We start from the raw sequence: 15,450 nt of genomic DNA, 5'->3' as shown, positions 1-15,450 counted from the left end.
ACCGCCTTATCTGCTATTGGGTGGGCAGGAGGTAGGGGCATCATAGCTGGGGTTATACGCATAGAAGTTCTTGGCATCCAACTGTTCCTGAACAGAACGCAAAGCTTCACCGAAACGCTGGAAGTGTACGAGTTCACGGGCACGCAAGAAGCGCAGCGGATCAGCAACTTCAGGATCTTTTACAACACGTAAGATGTTATCATAGGTCTTTTTAGCCTTCTGTTCAGCGGCAAGATCTTCAAATAAGTCTGCAAGTGCGTCACCCGATGACTGGAATTCACAGGCATTAAATGGAATACCTCCGGCAGCCTGCGGCCATATTCCTACGGTATGATCCGTATAGTAATTAAGGAAACCCGATTTTTCAATTTCCTCCGGTGACAGATCACAGGTCAGCTGATGAACGATGGTGGAAACCATTTCAAGGTGAGCAAGCTCTTCTGTACCCACATCATTAAGAACGCCCATGCAGATACGATTTGGTGCCGCAAAACGCTGTGAGAGATAGCGCATGGAGGCACCCATCTCACCATCGGGACCACCGTATTGACTCATAATAATCTGTGCAATTTTTGCATTTGGCCGCGTTATATTTACAGGATACTGTAATCTTTTTTCATAATTCCACATACTAACGGCATCCTCCCTTCTTTACTTCCCATGGCCATGGCTGGTTGACCCAATCCCACTTGCGGGAGGCCCTGTCATGTGCAGCTTCTATGGTAAGCGGACCATATTTTTTTGTATAAAGATCCATGGCTTCTTGTCGGAGTGATGACTTTTCATGGAAATAGTCCAGAGCATCTTCATCAAATGGATGCGTATCCAGATAAAGACTTATATCAACGATAGCAAAACTAAACTGATCTATCATACTTAGTAATTCTTCCCGGGAGATTCGATCGTTTATCATTTACAGCCCCCTCCTCCCTTTCCACAGAATGGTTTAAAAAGATCAGGGAAAATCGTTCCACGCTGAAGTGCTGTACACAGATCAAATGTTTTGTCAAAATGCGTAAGAGGAACATATCCCATAGCAACCGAAAGTGTATCCAGTTTGTCAAACATAGAATTTTGAGTGCAGCCGCAAGAAGAAGTCGAAGACACGCAAGGTGCTGAAGGCATAGAAGGCACTGCGGATCTTGAAGGCTGGCGTGGCTGCTGCAAATTACTATAATTTGTTGGCCTTTGACCACATCCGGGGCGGCTTGTGCGATAATTATCCATATGATTCCTTTCTTTGAAGTTTCCTTCAATATTACAATATGAAACATTACTAAAATTGACATAACAGGGTTGAAAATCAAATTTAAGGATTTATAATAATATAGTAGCTTTTTGAAGCCAATACTGGCAGAAAAAAAGGAGGAAGAAACAATGCAGACATTTATAAAAGAGTACCTGGAACATATCATACCTGTGACTTTTTGCCTGAAGTCCGGTAATGAAATCTCTCAGATAGGTGACGGCACTCCTGAATTCACTGTAACATTCAATAAGGACCCGGATCAAAAAGCGTTGCTTACCAGTACGTCGCTCGCTCTGGGTGAGGCATATATGCGCGGTGATTTAGAAGTTGACCGTGACCTCTATGAGGTTTTGAATTTGTTCCTGGGAGAGATGGGGAAGTTTACCACAGACAAATCAGCACTGAAAAAATTGATTGTTACCTCAAAATCCAGAAAGAACCAGAAAAAAGAAGTAACAGCGCACTACGATATAGGGAATGAGTTTTACCGTCTGTGGCTGGATGAAACCATGAGTTATTCTTGTGGCTATTTTAAGGAGGAGTCCTATAGCTTATATCAGGCCCAGGCAGCAAAAGTAGACCATATCCTGGAAAAACTGCATCTGGAGCCCGGCATGGTTCTACTGGATATAGGCTGTGGCTGGGGATTTCTGCTAAAAGAGGCTGTGAAAAAATATGGTGTGAAGGGAATGGGCATCACGCTTAGTGAAGAGCAGTATAAAAAGTTTTCTGAAGAGATTGAGCAGGACGGTATGCAGGATTCACTGGAAGTAAAACTGATGGATTACAGAGAACTGGAAAAATCAGGACTGCAGTTTGACCGGGTTGTCAGCGTAGGCATGTTAGAGCATGTAGGGCGTGGGAATTATGAATTGTTTATGAAGAATGTAGATGCTGTCTTGAAATCAAAGGGATTATTCTTACTGCATTACATCAGTGCACTGGAAGAACACGAGGGCGATGCATGGATTAAAAAATACATTTTTCCCGGAGGTACGATACCAAGCCTAAGAGAAATCATGTCTATCCTGCCGGAGTACAAATTCTATACACTGGATGTGGAAAGTCTTAGAAGACATTATAACAGAACCCTGTTATGCTGGCGTGAGAACTTTCTGAAACACAGAGATGAAATCTTAAAGCTGCAGGGTGAAGAATTTACCAGGATGTGGGAACTTTATCTGGCATCCTGTGCAGCCACATTTCATAATGGAATCATCGACCTGCATCAGATATTAATTTCAAAAGGAGTGAACAACGATCTGCCCATGACAAGGGTTGTATAGAGGATAAAAAGGAGGACCGGCGTCTGCTGGGCAGGCGCCGGTTTATGAAAAAGAAAAATATATGAAAAAATATTGCTAACATCTTTCCTTACTTATTAATTTATCAGAGAAGTGTTAGAAAATTATGTTTCCCCTTTGAACCTTTTGTAAAGATAGTGTATACGAAGTATGAACATAAACTTTATGTTCGAAAATTGATTTACATACTATGTTTTTATGGTATACTTATGTAAATGATTTAGACGGGATGAGAATATGAAACCTTTTGTAAAAGCTGCAATCCGAATTTTAAAGGAAAACTGGCTTGGCTTGCTTATATTTGAAATAACTTATCGGATTATTTCCATCGTACTGCTGCAGAAGGGGTCAGATTTTGCCATTCAGATATGCCTGAATAAACTGGGCTACAGCTATCTTACCGCTGAAAACTTTGGAAAATTCATCACCTATCCGCCTACCATTTTCTTTCTGGTATTGGGGCTTCTGGTTATGTGTTTTGCACTGACATTTGAAGTCAGTACTCTTTTGTATTGCTTTGAAAGCTCCCGCAGAAAACAAAAAACCATTCTTCCAATGATAATATATATGGGTTGGAAAGGGACACTTCGATTTTTAAAAAAATATCCTGTACGAGGACTTTTTTATGTAATTATATGCACTCCCTACCTGTGCATACATTTTTTGATCTGGAATGTATCGCAGACGAAACTGCTGCAGTTTTCTCTGCAGCAGCTGGGAAGTTCCAACTATCTTCAAATGACAGTGCTTCTGGTACTGCTGATTTGCGCATCTGCAGTGTTTTCTTTGCGTCTGCCCTGTTACCTCATGCCTGAGGAGGATCTTAAGAAATTCCATAATCATACTGTGAGGTCTGGAAAAGCAAGGTGGATAAAAGTGTTATCAGGCTCAGTGGCAGTGCAGATTTTTGCTGTTCTGATTGCTTTCATTCTATATATGGCTGCCTTGATGATTATGGTGGTATGTGTGACGACATTGAAAGCAGCAGGAACAATGGTAAGTGCAGTACTTTTTTACAGCAGACTGATTCAGTATGCGGCAGGTGTGGCTGCCGGAAGCGCAGGAATTATGCTTACGCTGCTATATTTTTATATCTGCTTTGCGGAATCTGAGATGGTGGAAAAGCAAGAGCCCCGAAGCTTGGGTTCAGAGAAGAAGAGTGCTTTTGCACGGGTGATGTCATCCAAATTTATGCTATACGGTATAACAGTGTTTATTGTATTGGCGGAGTCTGCATATCTCCTGGGAGCAATTCGAAGAAATTTGCCCGACATGGGGCCTTCCCGGGCTGCTGTTGCAGTAACAGCTCACAGAGGGGGAGCCAGAATGGCACCGGAAAATACACTCAGTGCGATGGCTTACGCTGTGGAAGCCATGGCCGATATGGCGGAAATAGATGTTCAGGAAACAAAAGATGGTGAGATTGTTCTGTTACATGATACAAACTTAAAAAGAACTACCGGATTCTCTGCAAATATCTGGAATATTACCTCAGATCAGATTAACCAGCTGGATGCAGGTGTGAAGTTCAATAAAAAATTCCTCGGTGAACCGGTTCCTACATTAGAGCAGGTAATTAGGTTCTGTAAAGGTAAGATGAAACTGAATATAGAAGTAAAATATAATGGACATAACAAAGGTATTGTGAAGAAGGTTGTCAAAATAATTGAGGATGAGGACTTTACCAGGGATTGCGTGATCACATCTATGAATTATAAGTTTTTAAAACAGGTGAAACAGGAAAACCCGGATATTAAGACGGGATATACGCTGAGGATGAGTTATGGAGACTTATCGGAACTAAGTGATGCGGATTTTTTCAGTGTAAAGCATACCTATATAACTGGGCAATTTGTGAAGGATGTTCATAAGATGGGTAAGGAGGTTCATGCCTGGACTTTGAATTATCAAGGAGATATGCAGCGTATGTTAAGTATGAATGTGGATAACATCATTACCGATGATCCGGAATTGGTCCGGAAAGTGATTTTAGGAGAAACTGACCGGAATCCTACGTTCTTGACACTGCTTAAGTATGCTTTGCAATAAAAGGAGTTGTATAATATATGGCAAGAGAACAAAATGCTGTCATCAGGCAAAAAAGAAAAAAACAAGTCAAAGTCAGACCATATTATTATGATTATAATCTGTTGGCTGCGGTTATATTGCTGATTTGCTTTGGATTAGTTATGCTATACAGCGCAAGCTATTATGAGGCGATTCAGAAAATCAAGGGAGATGACATGTTCTATTTCCGCAAACAGGCACTCATCAGCCTGGCTTCGGTTGCGGCTGCTGTTATCATTTCAAAGATGAATTATCGAATATTCTCTAAGCTTGCGGGTTTTGTGTATATTTCTGCATTTGTCCTTATGGGAATGGTACGTTTTTCACCGCTCGGGTATGGCGCAAATGGTTCCAAAAGGTGGCTGAACCTGAAAGTTATACAGTTTCAGCCATCAGAAGTGGCAAAAATTGCGGTCATACTCTTCCTTCCGGTGGTCATCATAAAGATGGGCAAACAGGTCAAATCCCTAAAGGCGGTCTGTATCCTGTTGATTGTCGGAGGTGTACAGGCTCTGGGGGCAAAAGTATTCACAGATAATCTAAGCACGGCTCTGATTATTCTCGGCATTGCCTGTGTGCTGATTTATCTGGCACATCCAAAGACCATGCCTTTTGTTATAGCAATGGCAGCGGCCGGAATCCTGATTGCAGTCGGACTTACTTTCATAGCGGCAAATATAGATGCAACTTCAGGATTTCGGATCCGCCGTGTCCTTACGTGGCTGAATCCTGAGGGGAATCTGGAGGATGGAGGATTCCAGGTAATTCAGGGATTATACGCTATTGGCTCGGGTGGATTTTTCGGAAAAGGGCTTGGAAACAGTGAACAGAAGCTCAGCACGATACCGGAAGCTCAAAATGATATGATTTTTTCAATTATCTGTGAAGAACTGGGTGTATTCGGTGCTGTCTTAGTATTACTGATGTTTGGATATCTGCTTTACCGCCTGTTTTTTATTGCTCAGAATGCGCCGGATTTATATGGCTCACTGATTGTAAGCGGAATCTTTGCACATATATCACTTCAAGTCATATTAAACATCTGTGTGGTTTTAAATTTGATTCCGACCACCGGAATCACACTTCCATTTATCAGTTATGGAGGAACGTCTGTTCTTTTTCTAATGATTGAAATAGGGATAGCGCTGTCTGTATCCAGACAGATAAAGTTCACTTCGGAATCGTAACAATAAAAGAGAAAAAACATCAGAAATATATTGACAAAGTAATGTTCAGCCTTTAAAATTGCAGTGATGAATATCTTAAAACTGATTTAAGGAGTAGAAAGAAAATGTTAGAAAAGATGAGAAGTATCCTGGAGGAACAGCTAAACTGCGAAGGGGATATGATTACGGAAGATACATCTTTTAAGGACGATTTAGGGGCTGACTCCCTGGACCTGTTTGAACTGGTTATGGCGTTGGAAGAAGAGTATGGAATTGATATTCCGGCCGACGAACTGACAGACCTTGAAACTGTCGGATCTGTAATTGAATATTTAAAATCTAAAGGTGTAGAGAATTAGTGCACCAAATCACTTGAACATACTTTAAGGATAAACCGATGTAAAAAGTAATATTTTACATCGGTTTATTTTTTTGATTTTTGTTTGTTCGTATATATTAACGAAAAAAATATAAAGTTTGGAAAATCTGTTGTGAGAATAACGGCAAAAGAGTATACTTGTATTATAAATGAATGGAGGAGGTTTTTCTATGCTGGATCAGTCTTATTATGCGAAGGCAGACGAGATTATTGAGCATCATGGGCGAAATTCGGGCTCTTTGATTCCTGTTATGCAGGATATTCAAGGGGAATACCGGTATCTGCCAGGGGAGTTACTCAGCTATGTGGCGAATAAAATTGGGGTACAGGAGGCAAAAGCCTACAGTGTTGCTACGTTTTATGAGAATTTCTCATTCGAACCTAAGGGGAAGTATATCATCAAAGTATGTGACGGTACGGCCTGTCATGTGCGCAAATCAGGTCCTGTTCTGGATGCTATGTTTAAGGAACTGGGATTAAGCAAGAAAAAACATACGACAGAAGACATGGTGTTCACGGTGGAAACTGTATCTTGTCTGGGAGCCTGTGGACTGGCCCCTACTTTGATGGTTAATGATCGGGTTCATCCCCGTATGACACCGGAAAAAGCAATTACATTGATTCAGGAATTGCGGGGGGAAGATGTATGACAATTGATACAAGAAGTGATTTGATCAAGCTGGCTGAAGAAGAACGGAAGGTTTTGGATTCCTATGAATGCCGTGTACTGGTCTGTTCAGGCACAGGGTGTATTGCCACCGGTTCTGAAGCGGTTTATGAGACTTTTATGGAGCTTACTTCCAATACAGACGATATAACAGTGGAATTTAATCCTTGCGGGGGACAGCATTTCGCAGGGGTAAAGCATACCGGATGCCAAGGCGTCTGTGAATTGGGTCCTTTGGTGAGAATCCAGAAAGGGGGCAAGGTTATACAGTATGTGAAAGTAAAGACAGAAGATTGTCTGGAAATTTTTGAACGTTCTGTTTTGAGGGATGAGGTCCTCAATGAACTTCTGTATAAGCAGGCTGGTATTACCTATGAAGATCCGGAAGAGATTCCGTTTATTGCAAAACAGACGAGAATGACATTGGCAAACTGTGGAAAATATGATTCGCTTTCATTAGAAGAATACATAGCGTCCGGAGGATTTTCTGCATTGCAGAAGGCTTTGTTCGAAATGTCAAAAGAAGAAGTGGCCGAGGAGGTTGAAAAATCGGGGCTTAGAGGGCGCGGGGGCGGGGGATTCCCTACTGGACGGAAATGGAAGCAGGTCATGCGTCAGAAAGAGAACACGCGTTACGTGGTCTGTAACGGAGATGAAGGTGATCCGGGAGCATTTATGGATGGATCTGTAATGGAAGGTGACCCCTATGCGTTACTGGAAGGTATCATGATTGGTGCGTATACAGTTGGAGCCCGAGAGGGCTATATCTATGTACGGGCCGAATATCCCAATTCTGTATCCCGTCTTCACCACGCAATTGATGAGCTGGAAAAGCATCATTTGTTAGGAGACAACATACTGGGAACTGATTTCAGTTTCCGTATCCATATTAACCGTGGAGCAGGTGCATTTGTCTGTGGCGAGGGTTCCGCACTGACCGCTTCTATTGAGGGTAATCGCGGTATGCCGCGTGTTAAGCCGCCCCGTACGGTGGAAAAAGGACTTTGGGCGAAGCCTACGGTACTTAACAATGTTGAGACATTTGCCCTTATCCCAAAGATTATAGGAAATGGTTCCGACTGGTATCGAAGCTATGGTACGGAAGGGAGTCCGGGAACCAAAACCTTTTCGCTTACAGGTTCTATTCAGAATACAGGCTTGATTGAGGTTCCGATGGGAACTACTTTACGTGAAATCATCTATGATGTAGGCGGAGGAATGAAGGGAGGAACGAAATTTAAAGCAGTTCAGATTGGAGGCCCGTCCGGAGGATGTCTGACAGCAGAGCACCTGGACGTTCCGCTGGACTTTGATTCTGTAAAAAAATATGGGGCGATTATCGGTTCCGGTGGTCTGGTTGTTATGGATGAGCACACCTGTATGGTGGAGGTTGCGCGTTTCTTTATGGGTTTTACACAGCGGGAGTCCTGCGGCAAATGTGTGCCCTGCCGCGAAGGCACAAAACGTATGCTGGAAATCCTTGAAAAGATTGTTGATGGAAAAGGTGAGATGGAGGATCTGGATCGTCTGGAGGAACTGGCGGAGATGGTAAAAAGTATGGCACTGTGCGGACTTGGCAAGAGCGCACCTCTTCCCGTATTATCTACTCTGAAACTGTTCCGTGAAGAATATGAGGAACATATCAGAGATCATAAGTGCCGGGCGAAGGTCTGTGAGGCCATGCGGAAATTTGTGATTAACGAAGACAACTGCAAAGGGTGCGGCAAATGTGCCAGAAACTGTCCGGTAGGAGCGATTACCGGTGAGAAGAAGCAGCCATACCATATCGACGAAAATCTGTGTATCAAGTGTGGTGCCTGCAAAGAAAACTGCAGTTTTGATGCTGTTTATATTGAAGCCTAGGAGGATAAGCATATGGGAATCATGACGATTGACGGTAGAAAGGTGGAATTTACCGATGAAAAGAATGTGCTTTCTGTAATTCGTAATGCAGGTATAGATATCCCCACACTTTGCTACCATTCAGAAGTATCTACATTTGGTGCCTGCAGACTTTGTACGGTCGAGGATGACAGGGGAAAGACATTTGCCTCCTGCTCCGAAGAACCCAGAGATGGGATGGTTATTTTCACCAATACCGGAAAATTAAAGAAACATCGGAAACTGATTGTTGAGCTTTTGCTGGCAGCTCATTGCCGGGACTGCACTACCTGTGTAAAAAGCGGAGAATGTAATCTGCAGACATTGGCCCGCAGGCTGGGAATACACGATGTCAGGTTTGACAATACCCGGGAAACGCATGAGATTGACACGAGCTCGCCCGGAATTATCCGAGATCCGAATAAATGTATCCTCTGCGGAGACTGTGTCCGGGCCTGTGAAGAGCTCCAGGGAATCGGATGCATCGGTTTTGCATTCCGTGGAACAGAGGCGGTTGTAATGCCTGCATTTCATAAAAAACTGGCAGAGACGGACTGTGTAAATTGCGGACAATGCCGGGTTTACTGTCCGACAGGAGCTATCAGTATCCATACGCAGACAGATGAGGTCTGGGATGAATTGGCGGATCCGGATACACGTGTGGTAATTCAGGTTGCACCGGCAGTCCGGGTGGCTGTTGGTGAGGCTTTTGGAATGAATCCGGGGAAAAATGTCATGGGAAAGCTGGTCAATGCACTGCACCGTATGGGGTTTGATGAGGTATATGATACTACGTTTGGTGCAGATCTCACGATCGTGGAAGAGTCCGCTGAATTCGGACGCAGGCTGGAGGTTGGGAAAAATCTGCCGATTATGACCTCCTGTTGTCCTGCATGGGTAAAATATGTCTGTGATCACTATCCGGAATATAAGCAGAATCTCTCTACCTGCCGTTCTCCTATGGGCATGCTGTCGGCGGTGATTAAAGAATATTACCGCAATCCGAAAAATGTTGAAGGAAAGAGGACAGTTGTAGTGGCTATCATGCCGTGTACAGCGAAAAAGCAGGAAGCGGTCCGCTCCAACAGCAGCACAAAGGGTGAACAGGATACGGACTACGTACTTACGACCACTGAAATTATCCGTATGATTAAAAACTTCGGACTGGACTTTAAGAGTCTGGAACCGGAAGCGGCTGATGTACCATATGGGCTTGGTTCTGGCGGAGGTGTAATTTTCGGTGTGACCGGAGGTGTTACAGAAGCTGCTTTGCGCCATCTGAACCCGGGACACGACAAAGAGACAAGGATGGCGATTGCCGAAAGCGGGGTACGGGGCGAAACAAAGATCAAAGAATTTACAGTACCTTACGAGGGCCGTGACTTAAGTATCTGTGTAGTGAATGGTCTGGCAAACGCACATACTGTCATGGAAAAGATAAAAACGGGAGAAGCACACTACGATTTCCTTGAAGTGATGGCATGCCGCAGAGGGTGTATTATGGGCGGAGGACAGCCGATACCCGTGGTTCCCCGTCAGAGAAAAGACAGGGCGATGGGCTTATACCATGCAGACAGTGAATCCATTTTAAAAAAATGCGACGATAACCCATTAGTCCAGAGCTTTTACATCGGTGAACTGAAAGGAAAGGCACACGATCTGCTTCATAATACCGGATATTGATTTATTCTGAAAGCAGATAAGAAATATTCAGGGTGGCTGTAATCATCTGAAGTTGCGGTTCTATAATATTGTATAGAAAATCTATTTCAGAAGTGGACAATCACCCTAATATTTATATAAGAAGCCAATTTTGGTATAATATTTGACGGGCAGATTGACCGTTTTCAGAAATTTGATTGACAACGGCAATAATCAATAGTAGAATGAAATGCAAAGTTAATATTAGGAAAGCAGGTATTTACGATGAAGAAGAGAATACTATCGATTCTGGTTGAAAATACTTCCGGTGTCTTAAGTCGGGTAGCTGGTCTTTTCAGCCGCCGTGGATATAATATCGACAGTCTGACTGTCGGGTGACAGCAGATCCCAGATTTTCCCGGATGACAGTAGTATGTACCGGGGACGAGCCGATTTTAGATCAGATTACGAAGCAGCTGGAGAAGCTGGTCGATGTACGTGATATCAAAGTTCTGCAGCCGGACGAGAGTGTAAGCCGCGAATTAATTCTGGTGAAGGTACTGGCAGATGCATCACAGCGACAAAGTGTTATAGCAGTTGCCGATATCTTCCGTGCAAAAATCATAGATGTGGGAACGAATTCACTGATTATTGAGATGACCGGAACACAGACGAAGATTGATGCATTTTTAAATTTACTGGAAGGGCATGAGATACTTGAACTGGCCAGAACCGGAATTACGGGACTGTCCCGGGGAAAGGAAGATGTCCGGTACCTGGATTAAGCCTTGCTTAAAGGGATTGCTGCGGCAGTGCTCGCAGCACCTTTAACAATATATTAAAATTGGAGGAATAAGATAATGTCAGCAAGAATTTTCTATCAGGAAGACTGCAATCTCTCACTGCTGGAGGGAAAGAAAATTGCAATTATAGGCTATGGCAGTCAGGGACATGCCCACGCTTTGAACTTAAAGGATTCCGGTTGTGATGTCATCATCGGTCTTTATGAAGGCAGCAAGTCCTGGGCAAAGGCTGAAGAACAGGGATTTAAAGTGTATACGGCAGCAGAGGCTGCAAAGCAGGCAGATATCATCATGGTTCTGATTAATGATGAGAAGCAGGCGAAGATGTACAAAGAGGATATCGAGCCGAACCTGGAAGAAGGTAATATGTTGATGTTCGCTCATGGTTTTGCCATCCATTTCGGACAGATTGTACCTCCAAAATTTGTGGATGTAGCGATGATTGCACCAAAAGGACCGGGTCATACTGTAAGAAGCGAATATCAGGTAGGAAAAGGTGTTCCATGTCTGGTTGCTGTTGAGCAGGATGCATCCGGAAAAGCGCTGGACAAGGCTCTTGCATATGCACTTGGAATCGGTGGGGCAAGAGCAGGTGTTCTGGAGACTACTTTCCGTACAGAGACAGAGACTGACCTGTTTGGAGAGCAGGCTGTACTTTGCGGTGGTGTTTGTGCATTGATGCAGGCTGGGTTCGAAACACTGTGTGAGGCTGGATATGATCCGAGAAATGCTTACTTCGAATGTATCCATGAGATGAAGCTGATTGTAGATTTGATTTATCAGTCGGGCTTCTCCGGTATGAGATATTCCATCTCCAATACTGCGGAATATGGTGATTATATAACCGGTTCCAAGATTATTACCGATGAGACTAAGAAAACCATGAAGAAAATCCTGAAAGATATCCAGGATGGCACATTCGCAAAAGACTTCCTTCTGGATATGTCTGAAGCAGGCGGACAAGCGCACTTCAGAGCTATGCGGAAACTGGCTGCCGAACATTCATCAGAGAAGGTTGGGGAAGAAGTTCGTAAGCTATACAGCTGGAGCGATGAGGATAAACTGATTAATAACTAATGTATGGCTAAAAATCAATATAATATTAAGAGCACTGCGAAGGAAGTAAGTTGATTTGCTTCCCCGCAGTGTTTTTTTGATACCAAGGTGTAAAAGGAAAGCTGCCAGTGGCAGGTTTTCTGTATCGCGGCCAGCAGGTAAAAATCATATCTACGGATTAGCACTGCATTTTGGTCACCTGCTGCAGGAAAGTATTCACCGGCATGATTGACATCGATTCTTTAAGGAAAGCAAATCCTATCCCGCGCTTTGGAATCTGGATTTTTAAGGGTACTTCAGTAAGCGCGTGATTGCTTAACTCATCCTGAACAAATTCTTTGATGACACAGCCAATGCCCAATCCGATTTTGGCATATTCAATCAAAAGGTCCATGGTTGAAACTTCCAGAATATTCTCCAACTGTATGGACTGTTCTTTCAGACAGTCATTAATGTATTGCCGGGTTATATTTTCATCATCCAGCATCATAAAAGTTGCCGTATGGTTCAGATTGGAAGTCTCTTCCCGTAAAGAAAGATTACTGAGATAGGCATCTGTGGCTACGAAGGTATCCTGGATGGAAAGTATGGGGAAGTATTCAAAAGACTTTGAAGTGCTGGGTGTACCGATTAATCCAACATCAATCTTTTCGTCTTGAAGCAGTTCGATGGTTTTATAAGAGGACTGACAGCTGATGGTGATTTTAACATGCGGATTCGTGACGACAAAATCCTGCAGGTAAGGCAGAAGAACGTATTTACAAAGTGTTGCGCTGGCACCGATTCTGAGGTGCGAGATTCCCAGTGTATGTTTCCGCTCAAGTATCTGTTCTGCTGTTTCTAATTGTGAAAAGGCCTCCCGAACATGCTGAAAGAGAAGTTCTCCGTCTTCCGTTAGCGTGACACCCCGGGAGGTTCTCTTGAATAATGATGTCTTCAGCGTTTTCTCCAGCTTTTGAATGGATTTGCTGATTGCGGGCTGACTGATGTAAAGCTTTTCAGCCGCTTTTGAAATGTTTCCGCAGAGGGCTGTGATGTAAAATACATAATATTGTGATAATCCCTGATCCATATCTTTCTCCTATAACTAAAAATTATGGTAAGTATTCTTAATATGTATTTCTATTATATCAAATTTTATGATAAACTTACAACAGAAAGATTTTTGGAGGTAAGAAGCATGGGTATGACGATGACGCAGAAGATACTGGCTCAGGCAGCCGGGCTTAACAGTGTGGAAGCCGGACAATTGATAGAGGCAAACCTGGATTTGGTTTTAGGCAATGACATCACATCTCCGGTAGCGATTCATGAGATGGATAAATTCGATAAAAAGGAGGTTTTTGATAAAGAAAAGATTGCCCTCGTGATGGATCATTTTGTTCCCAATAAGGATATAAAGTCCGCAGAGCACTGTAAATGTGTAAGGCAGTTTGCCTGTAAGCATGATATTACAAATTATTTTGACGTAGGACAGATGGGAATTGAACATGCACTTCTTCCTGAGCAGGGGTTGACTGTGGCGGGAGATGTAATTATCGGAGCGGACTCTCATACCTGTACGTACGGCGCGCTCGGCGCATTTTCCACAGGGGTGGGAAGTACAGATATGGCAGCCGGTATGGTAACAGGGAAGGCCTGGTTCAAAGTTCCCTCAGCCATCAAATTTAACCTGATTGGAAAACCTTCCAGATGGGTGAGCGGTAAGGATGTGATTTTACATATTATCGGGATGATTGGCGTGGATGGGGCATTATATAAATCCATGGAATTTGCAGGTGAAGGCATTGAAAACCTTACGATGGATGACCGATTTACGATTGCAAACATGGCAATTGAGGCAGGGGGAAAGAATGGAATCTTTCCGGCAGATGAAAAAGCGATTGCCTATATGGAGGAGCATTCTAAACGTCCTTATAAGGTATATGAAGCGGATGCGGATGCTGAATATGACGAGGAGTACACAATTGACTTATCAAAATTAAGGCCTACAATTGCATTTCCCCATCTTCCGGAGAACACCAAAACAATCGACGAAATCGGGGAAGATGTTGCCGTGGATCAGGCTGTGATTGGTTCCTGTACCAATGGAAGAATTGAGGATCTGCGTATTGCGGCAGAAATTCTAAATGGGCGTAAAGTAAAGAAGAATGTCCGGTGTATCATACTTCCGGCGACGCAGAACATCTATCTGCAGGCGATGGAAGAAGGGCTTTTAAGAACCTTTATTGAAGCTGGTGCTGTTGTCAGCACACCGACTTGCGGACCTTGTCTTGGCGGATATATGGGTATTTTGGCCGAGGGAGAGCGCTGCATCTCTACAACAAACAGAAATTTCGTAGGGCGTATGGGTCATGTGGATTCCGAAGTATATCTGGCAAGTCCGGCAGTGGCTGCCGCAAGTGCTGTGACCGGTAAAATCAGCGACCCGGAAGAACTGGGAATATAGGAGGAGATTGAATCGTGAAAGCAAAAGGAAAAGTTTTTAAATACGGAGACAACGTGGATACCGATGTAATCATACCGGCAAGATATCTGAATTCATCCGATCCGGCTGAACTCGCACAGCATTGCATGGAAGACATAGATAAGGAGTTTATAAAAAAAGTTGAACATGGTGACATTGTTGCAGCAAACAAGAATTTTGGATGTGGATCTTCTCGTGAACATGCACCTATCGCCCTGAAAGCTGCGGGGGTCAGCTGTGTAATTGCGGAGACATTTGCCAGGATCTTCTATCGCAATGCCATTAACATCGGACTTCCGATTATAGAATGCCCGGAGGCGGCAAAAGAAATCATAGCAGGAGACGAGGTGGAAATTGATTTCGATTCGGGTATGATTTACGACATAACCCGGAATACACAGTACCAGGGACAGGCGTTTCCTCCGTTTATGCAGAAAATAATAGAATCGGAAGGGTTGATTAATTATATCAACAGGAAATAGGATAGAAAGATCCATTCAAAAACCCAATCAAAGTATGTAAGAGAAGCTGCCACTGGCAGCTTCTCTTACATACTTTGGTATAAAAAACCAAGGGTCTGCGTAGCCTCTAAGCCTCACAAACCCTTAATTTTACAGCGTTTTATCGGAGTAACTGGATTCGAACCAGCGATCTCATGACCCCCAGTCATGCGCGATAACCAAACTTCGCTATACCCCGTCCGAGCAACATGGCTATTATAGCAGATATTTTTGTGGTTGACAAGAGTTAATTTAAATGTTATTGTAAAT

The 15,450-nt window shown here is 43.4% G+C and carries 14 protein-coding genes, 1 tRNA gene and 1 pseudogene; 11 read left to right on the top strand and 5 right to left on the bottom strand.

What is annotated here, in order from left to right; all coding sequences use genetic code 11:
• Positions 1 to 6: 6 nt before the first annotated feature.
• From KNL20_RS07980 to KNL20_RS07970, 3 genes are read right to left on the bottom strand one after another with little or no spacing between them, the layout of a single operon-like run.
• Entirely contained in the window at positions 7 to 630 is a 624-nt protein-coding gene (locus tag KNL20_RS07980; protein ID WP_230397256.1) for a manganese catalase family protein, read from the bottom strand.
• Position 631: 1 nt separating this feature from the next.
• Positions 632 to 913, bottom strand: coding sequence for a spore coat protein CotJB (locus tag KNL20_RS07975; RefSeq protein WP_230397255.1), 282 nt, complete (start codon positions 911 to 913; stop codon positions 632 to 634).
• Entirely contained in the window at positions 910 to 1,035 is a 126-nt protein-coding gene (locus KNL20_RS07970; protein WP_230400071.1) for a spore coat associated protein CotJA, read from the bottom strand. The genes KNL20_RS07975 and KNL20_RS07970 overlap by 4 nt, the downstream gene beginning before the upstream one ends.
• A 342-nt stretch (positions 1,036 to 1,377) precedes the next feature.
• On the opposite strand from KNL20_RS07970, the gene KNL20_RS07965 reads away from it, so the two are divergent.
• The 9 genes and pseudogenes from KNL20_RS07965 (at position 1,378) to ilvC (ending at position 12,234) form a co-directional block, all read left to right on the top strand.
• Positions 1,378 to 2,535: an SAM-dependent methyltransferase gene (locus tag KNL20_RS07965; protein WP_230397254.1), complete on the top strand. Its 1,158-nt coding sequence runs from the start codon at positions 1,378 to 1,380 to the stop codon at positions 2,533 to 2,535.
• A 255-nt stretch (positions 2,536 to 2,790) separates the two neighbouring features.
• On the top strand, positions 2,791 to 4,602 hold the full coding sequence (locus KNL20_RS07960) for a glycerophosphodiester phosphodiesterase (protein ID WP_230397253.1): 1,812 nt from the start codon (positions 2,791 to 2,793) through the stop codon (positions 4,600 to 4,602).
• Positions 4,603 to 4,619: 17 nt separating this feature from the next.
• Positions 4,620 to 5,807 carry an FtsW/RodA/SpoVE family cell cycle protein gene (locus KNL20_RS07955; protein ID WP_230397252.1) on the top strand — a complete coding sequence of 396 codons (1,188 nt, stop codon included), beginning with the start codon at positions 4,620 to 4,622 and terminating at the stop codon, positions 5,805 to 5,807.
• A 104-nt stretch (positions 5,808 to 5,911) separates the two neighbouring features.
• The gene (gene acpP, locus KNL20_RS07950; protein ID WP_230397251.1) at positions 5,912 to 6,145 is read left to right on the top strand and encodes an acyl carrier protein; all 234 of its coding nucleotides are present in this window, start codon (positions 5,912 to 5,914) and stop codon (positions 6,143 to 6,145) included.
• Positions 6,146 to 6,335: 190 nt separating this feature from the next.
• Complete coding sequence (locus KNL20_RS07945) at positions 6,336 to 6,815, top strand: NADH-quinone oxidoreductase subunit NuoE family protein (protein WP_230397250.1); 480 nt, start codon at positions 6,336 to 6,338, stop codon at positions 6,813 to 6,815.
• Entirely contained in the window at positions 6,812 to 8,695 is a 1,884-nt protein-coding gene (locus KNL20_RS07940) for an NADH-ubiquinone oxidoreductase-F iron-sulfur binding region domain-containing protein (protein WP_230397249.1), read from the top strand. The genes KNL20_RS07945 and KNL20_RS07940 overlap by 4 nt, the downstream gene beginning before the upstream one ends.
• Positions 8,696 to 8,707: 12 nt before the next feature.
• Positions 8,708 to 10,396, top strand: a complete 1,689-nt coding sequence (locus tag KNL20_RS07935) for a [FeFe] hydrogenase, group A (protein WP_230397248.1) — start codon at positions 8,708 to 8,710, stop codon at positions 10,394 to 10,396.
• Positions 10,397 to 10,639: 243 nt separating this feature from the next.
• Positions 10,640 to 11,139, top strand: a pseudogene (gene ilvN / locus KNL20_RS07930) (acetolactate synthase small subunit).
• 75 nt (positions 11,140 to 11,214) lie between these two features.
• Positions 11,215 to 12,234: a ketol-acid reductoisomerase gene (gene ilvC, locus KNL20_RS07925; RefSeq protein ID WP_230397247.1), complete on the top strand. Its 1,020-nt coding sequence runs from the start codon at positions 11,215 to 11,217 to the stop codon at positions 12,232 to 12,234.
• 157 nt (positions 12,235 to 12,391) lie between these two features.
• On the opposite strand, the gene KNL20_RS07920 is transcribed toward ilvC, so the two are convergent.
• A complete protein-coding gene (locus KNL20_RS07920; RefSeq protein ID WP_230397246.1) occupies positions 12,392 to 13,285 on the bottom strand; it encodes a LysR family transcriptional regulator in 894 nt (297 codons plus the stop codon).
• A gap of 108 nt (positions 13,286 to 13,393) precedes the next feature.
• Here KNL20_RS07920 and leuC point away from each other — a divergent pair, with 108 nt between their 5' ends.
• Both leuC and leuD read left to right on the top strand, forming a co-directional pair.
• On the top strand, positions 13,394 to 14,662 hold the full coding sequence (gene leuC, locus KNL20_RS07915) for a 3-isopropylmalate dehydratase large subunit (RefSeq protein WP_230397245.1): 1,269 nt from the start codon (positions 13,394 to 13,396) through the stop codon (positions 14,660 to 14,662).
• Between the two features lie 14 nt (positions 14,663 to 14,676).
• A complete protein-coding gene (gene leuD / locus KNL20_RS07910) occupies positions 14,677 to 15,162 on the top strand; it encodes a 3-isopropylmalate dehydratase small subunit (protein ID WP_230397244.1) in 486 nt (161 codons plus the stop codon).
• A 142-nt stretch (positions 15,163 to 15,304) separates the two neighbouring features.
• On the opposite strand, the gene KNL20_RS07905 is transcribed toward leuD, so the two are convergent.
• Positions 15,305 to 15,379 (bottom strand) — tRNA-Pro (locus KNL20_RS07905).
• Positions 15,380 to 15,450: the final 71 nt, after the last annotated feature.

Source organism: Novisyntrophococcus fermenticellae (assembly GCF_018866245.1).
GTDB lineage: Bacteria > Bacillota > Clostridia > Lachnospirales > Lachnospiraceae > Novisyntrophococcus > Novisyntrophococcus fermenticellae.
The sequence above is the reverse complement of the archived record's forward strand: the minus strand, read 5'-3'. Positions and strand labels throughout refer to the sequence as shown.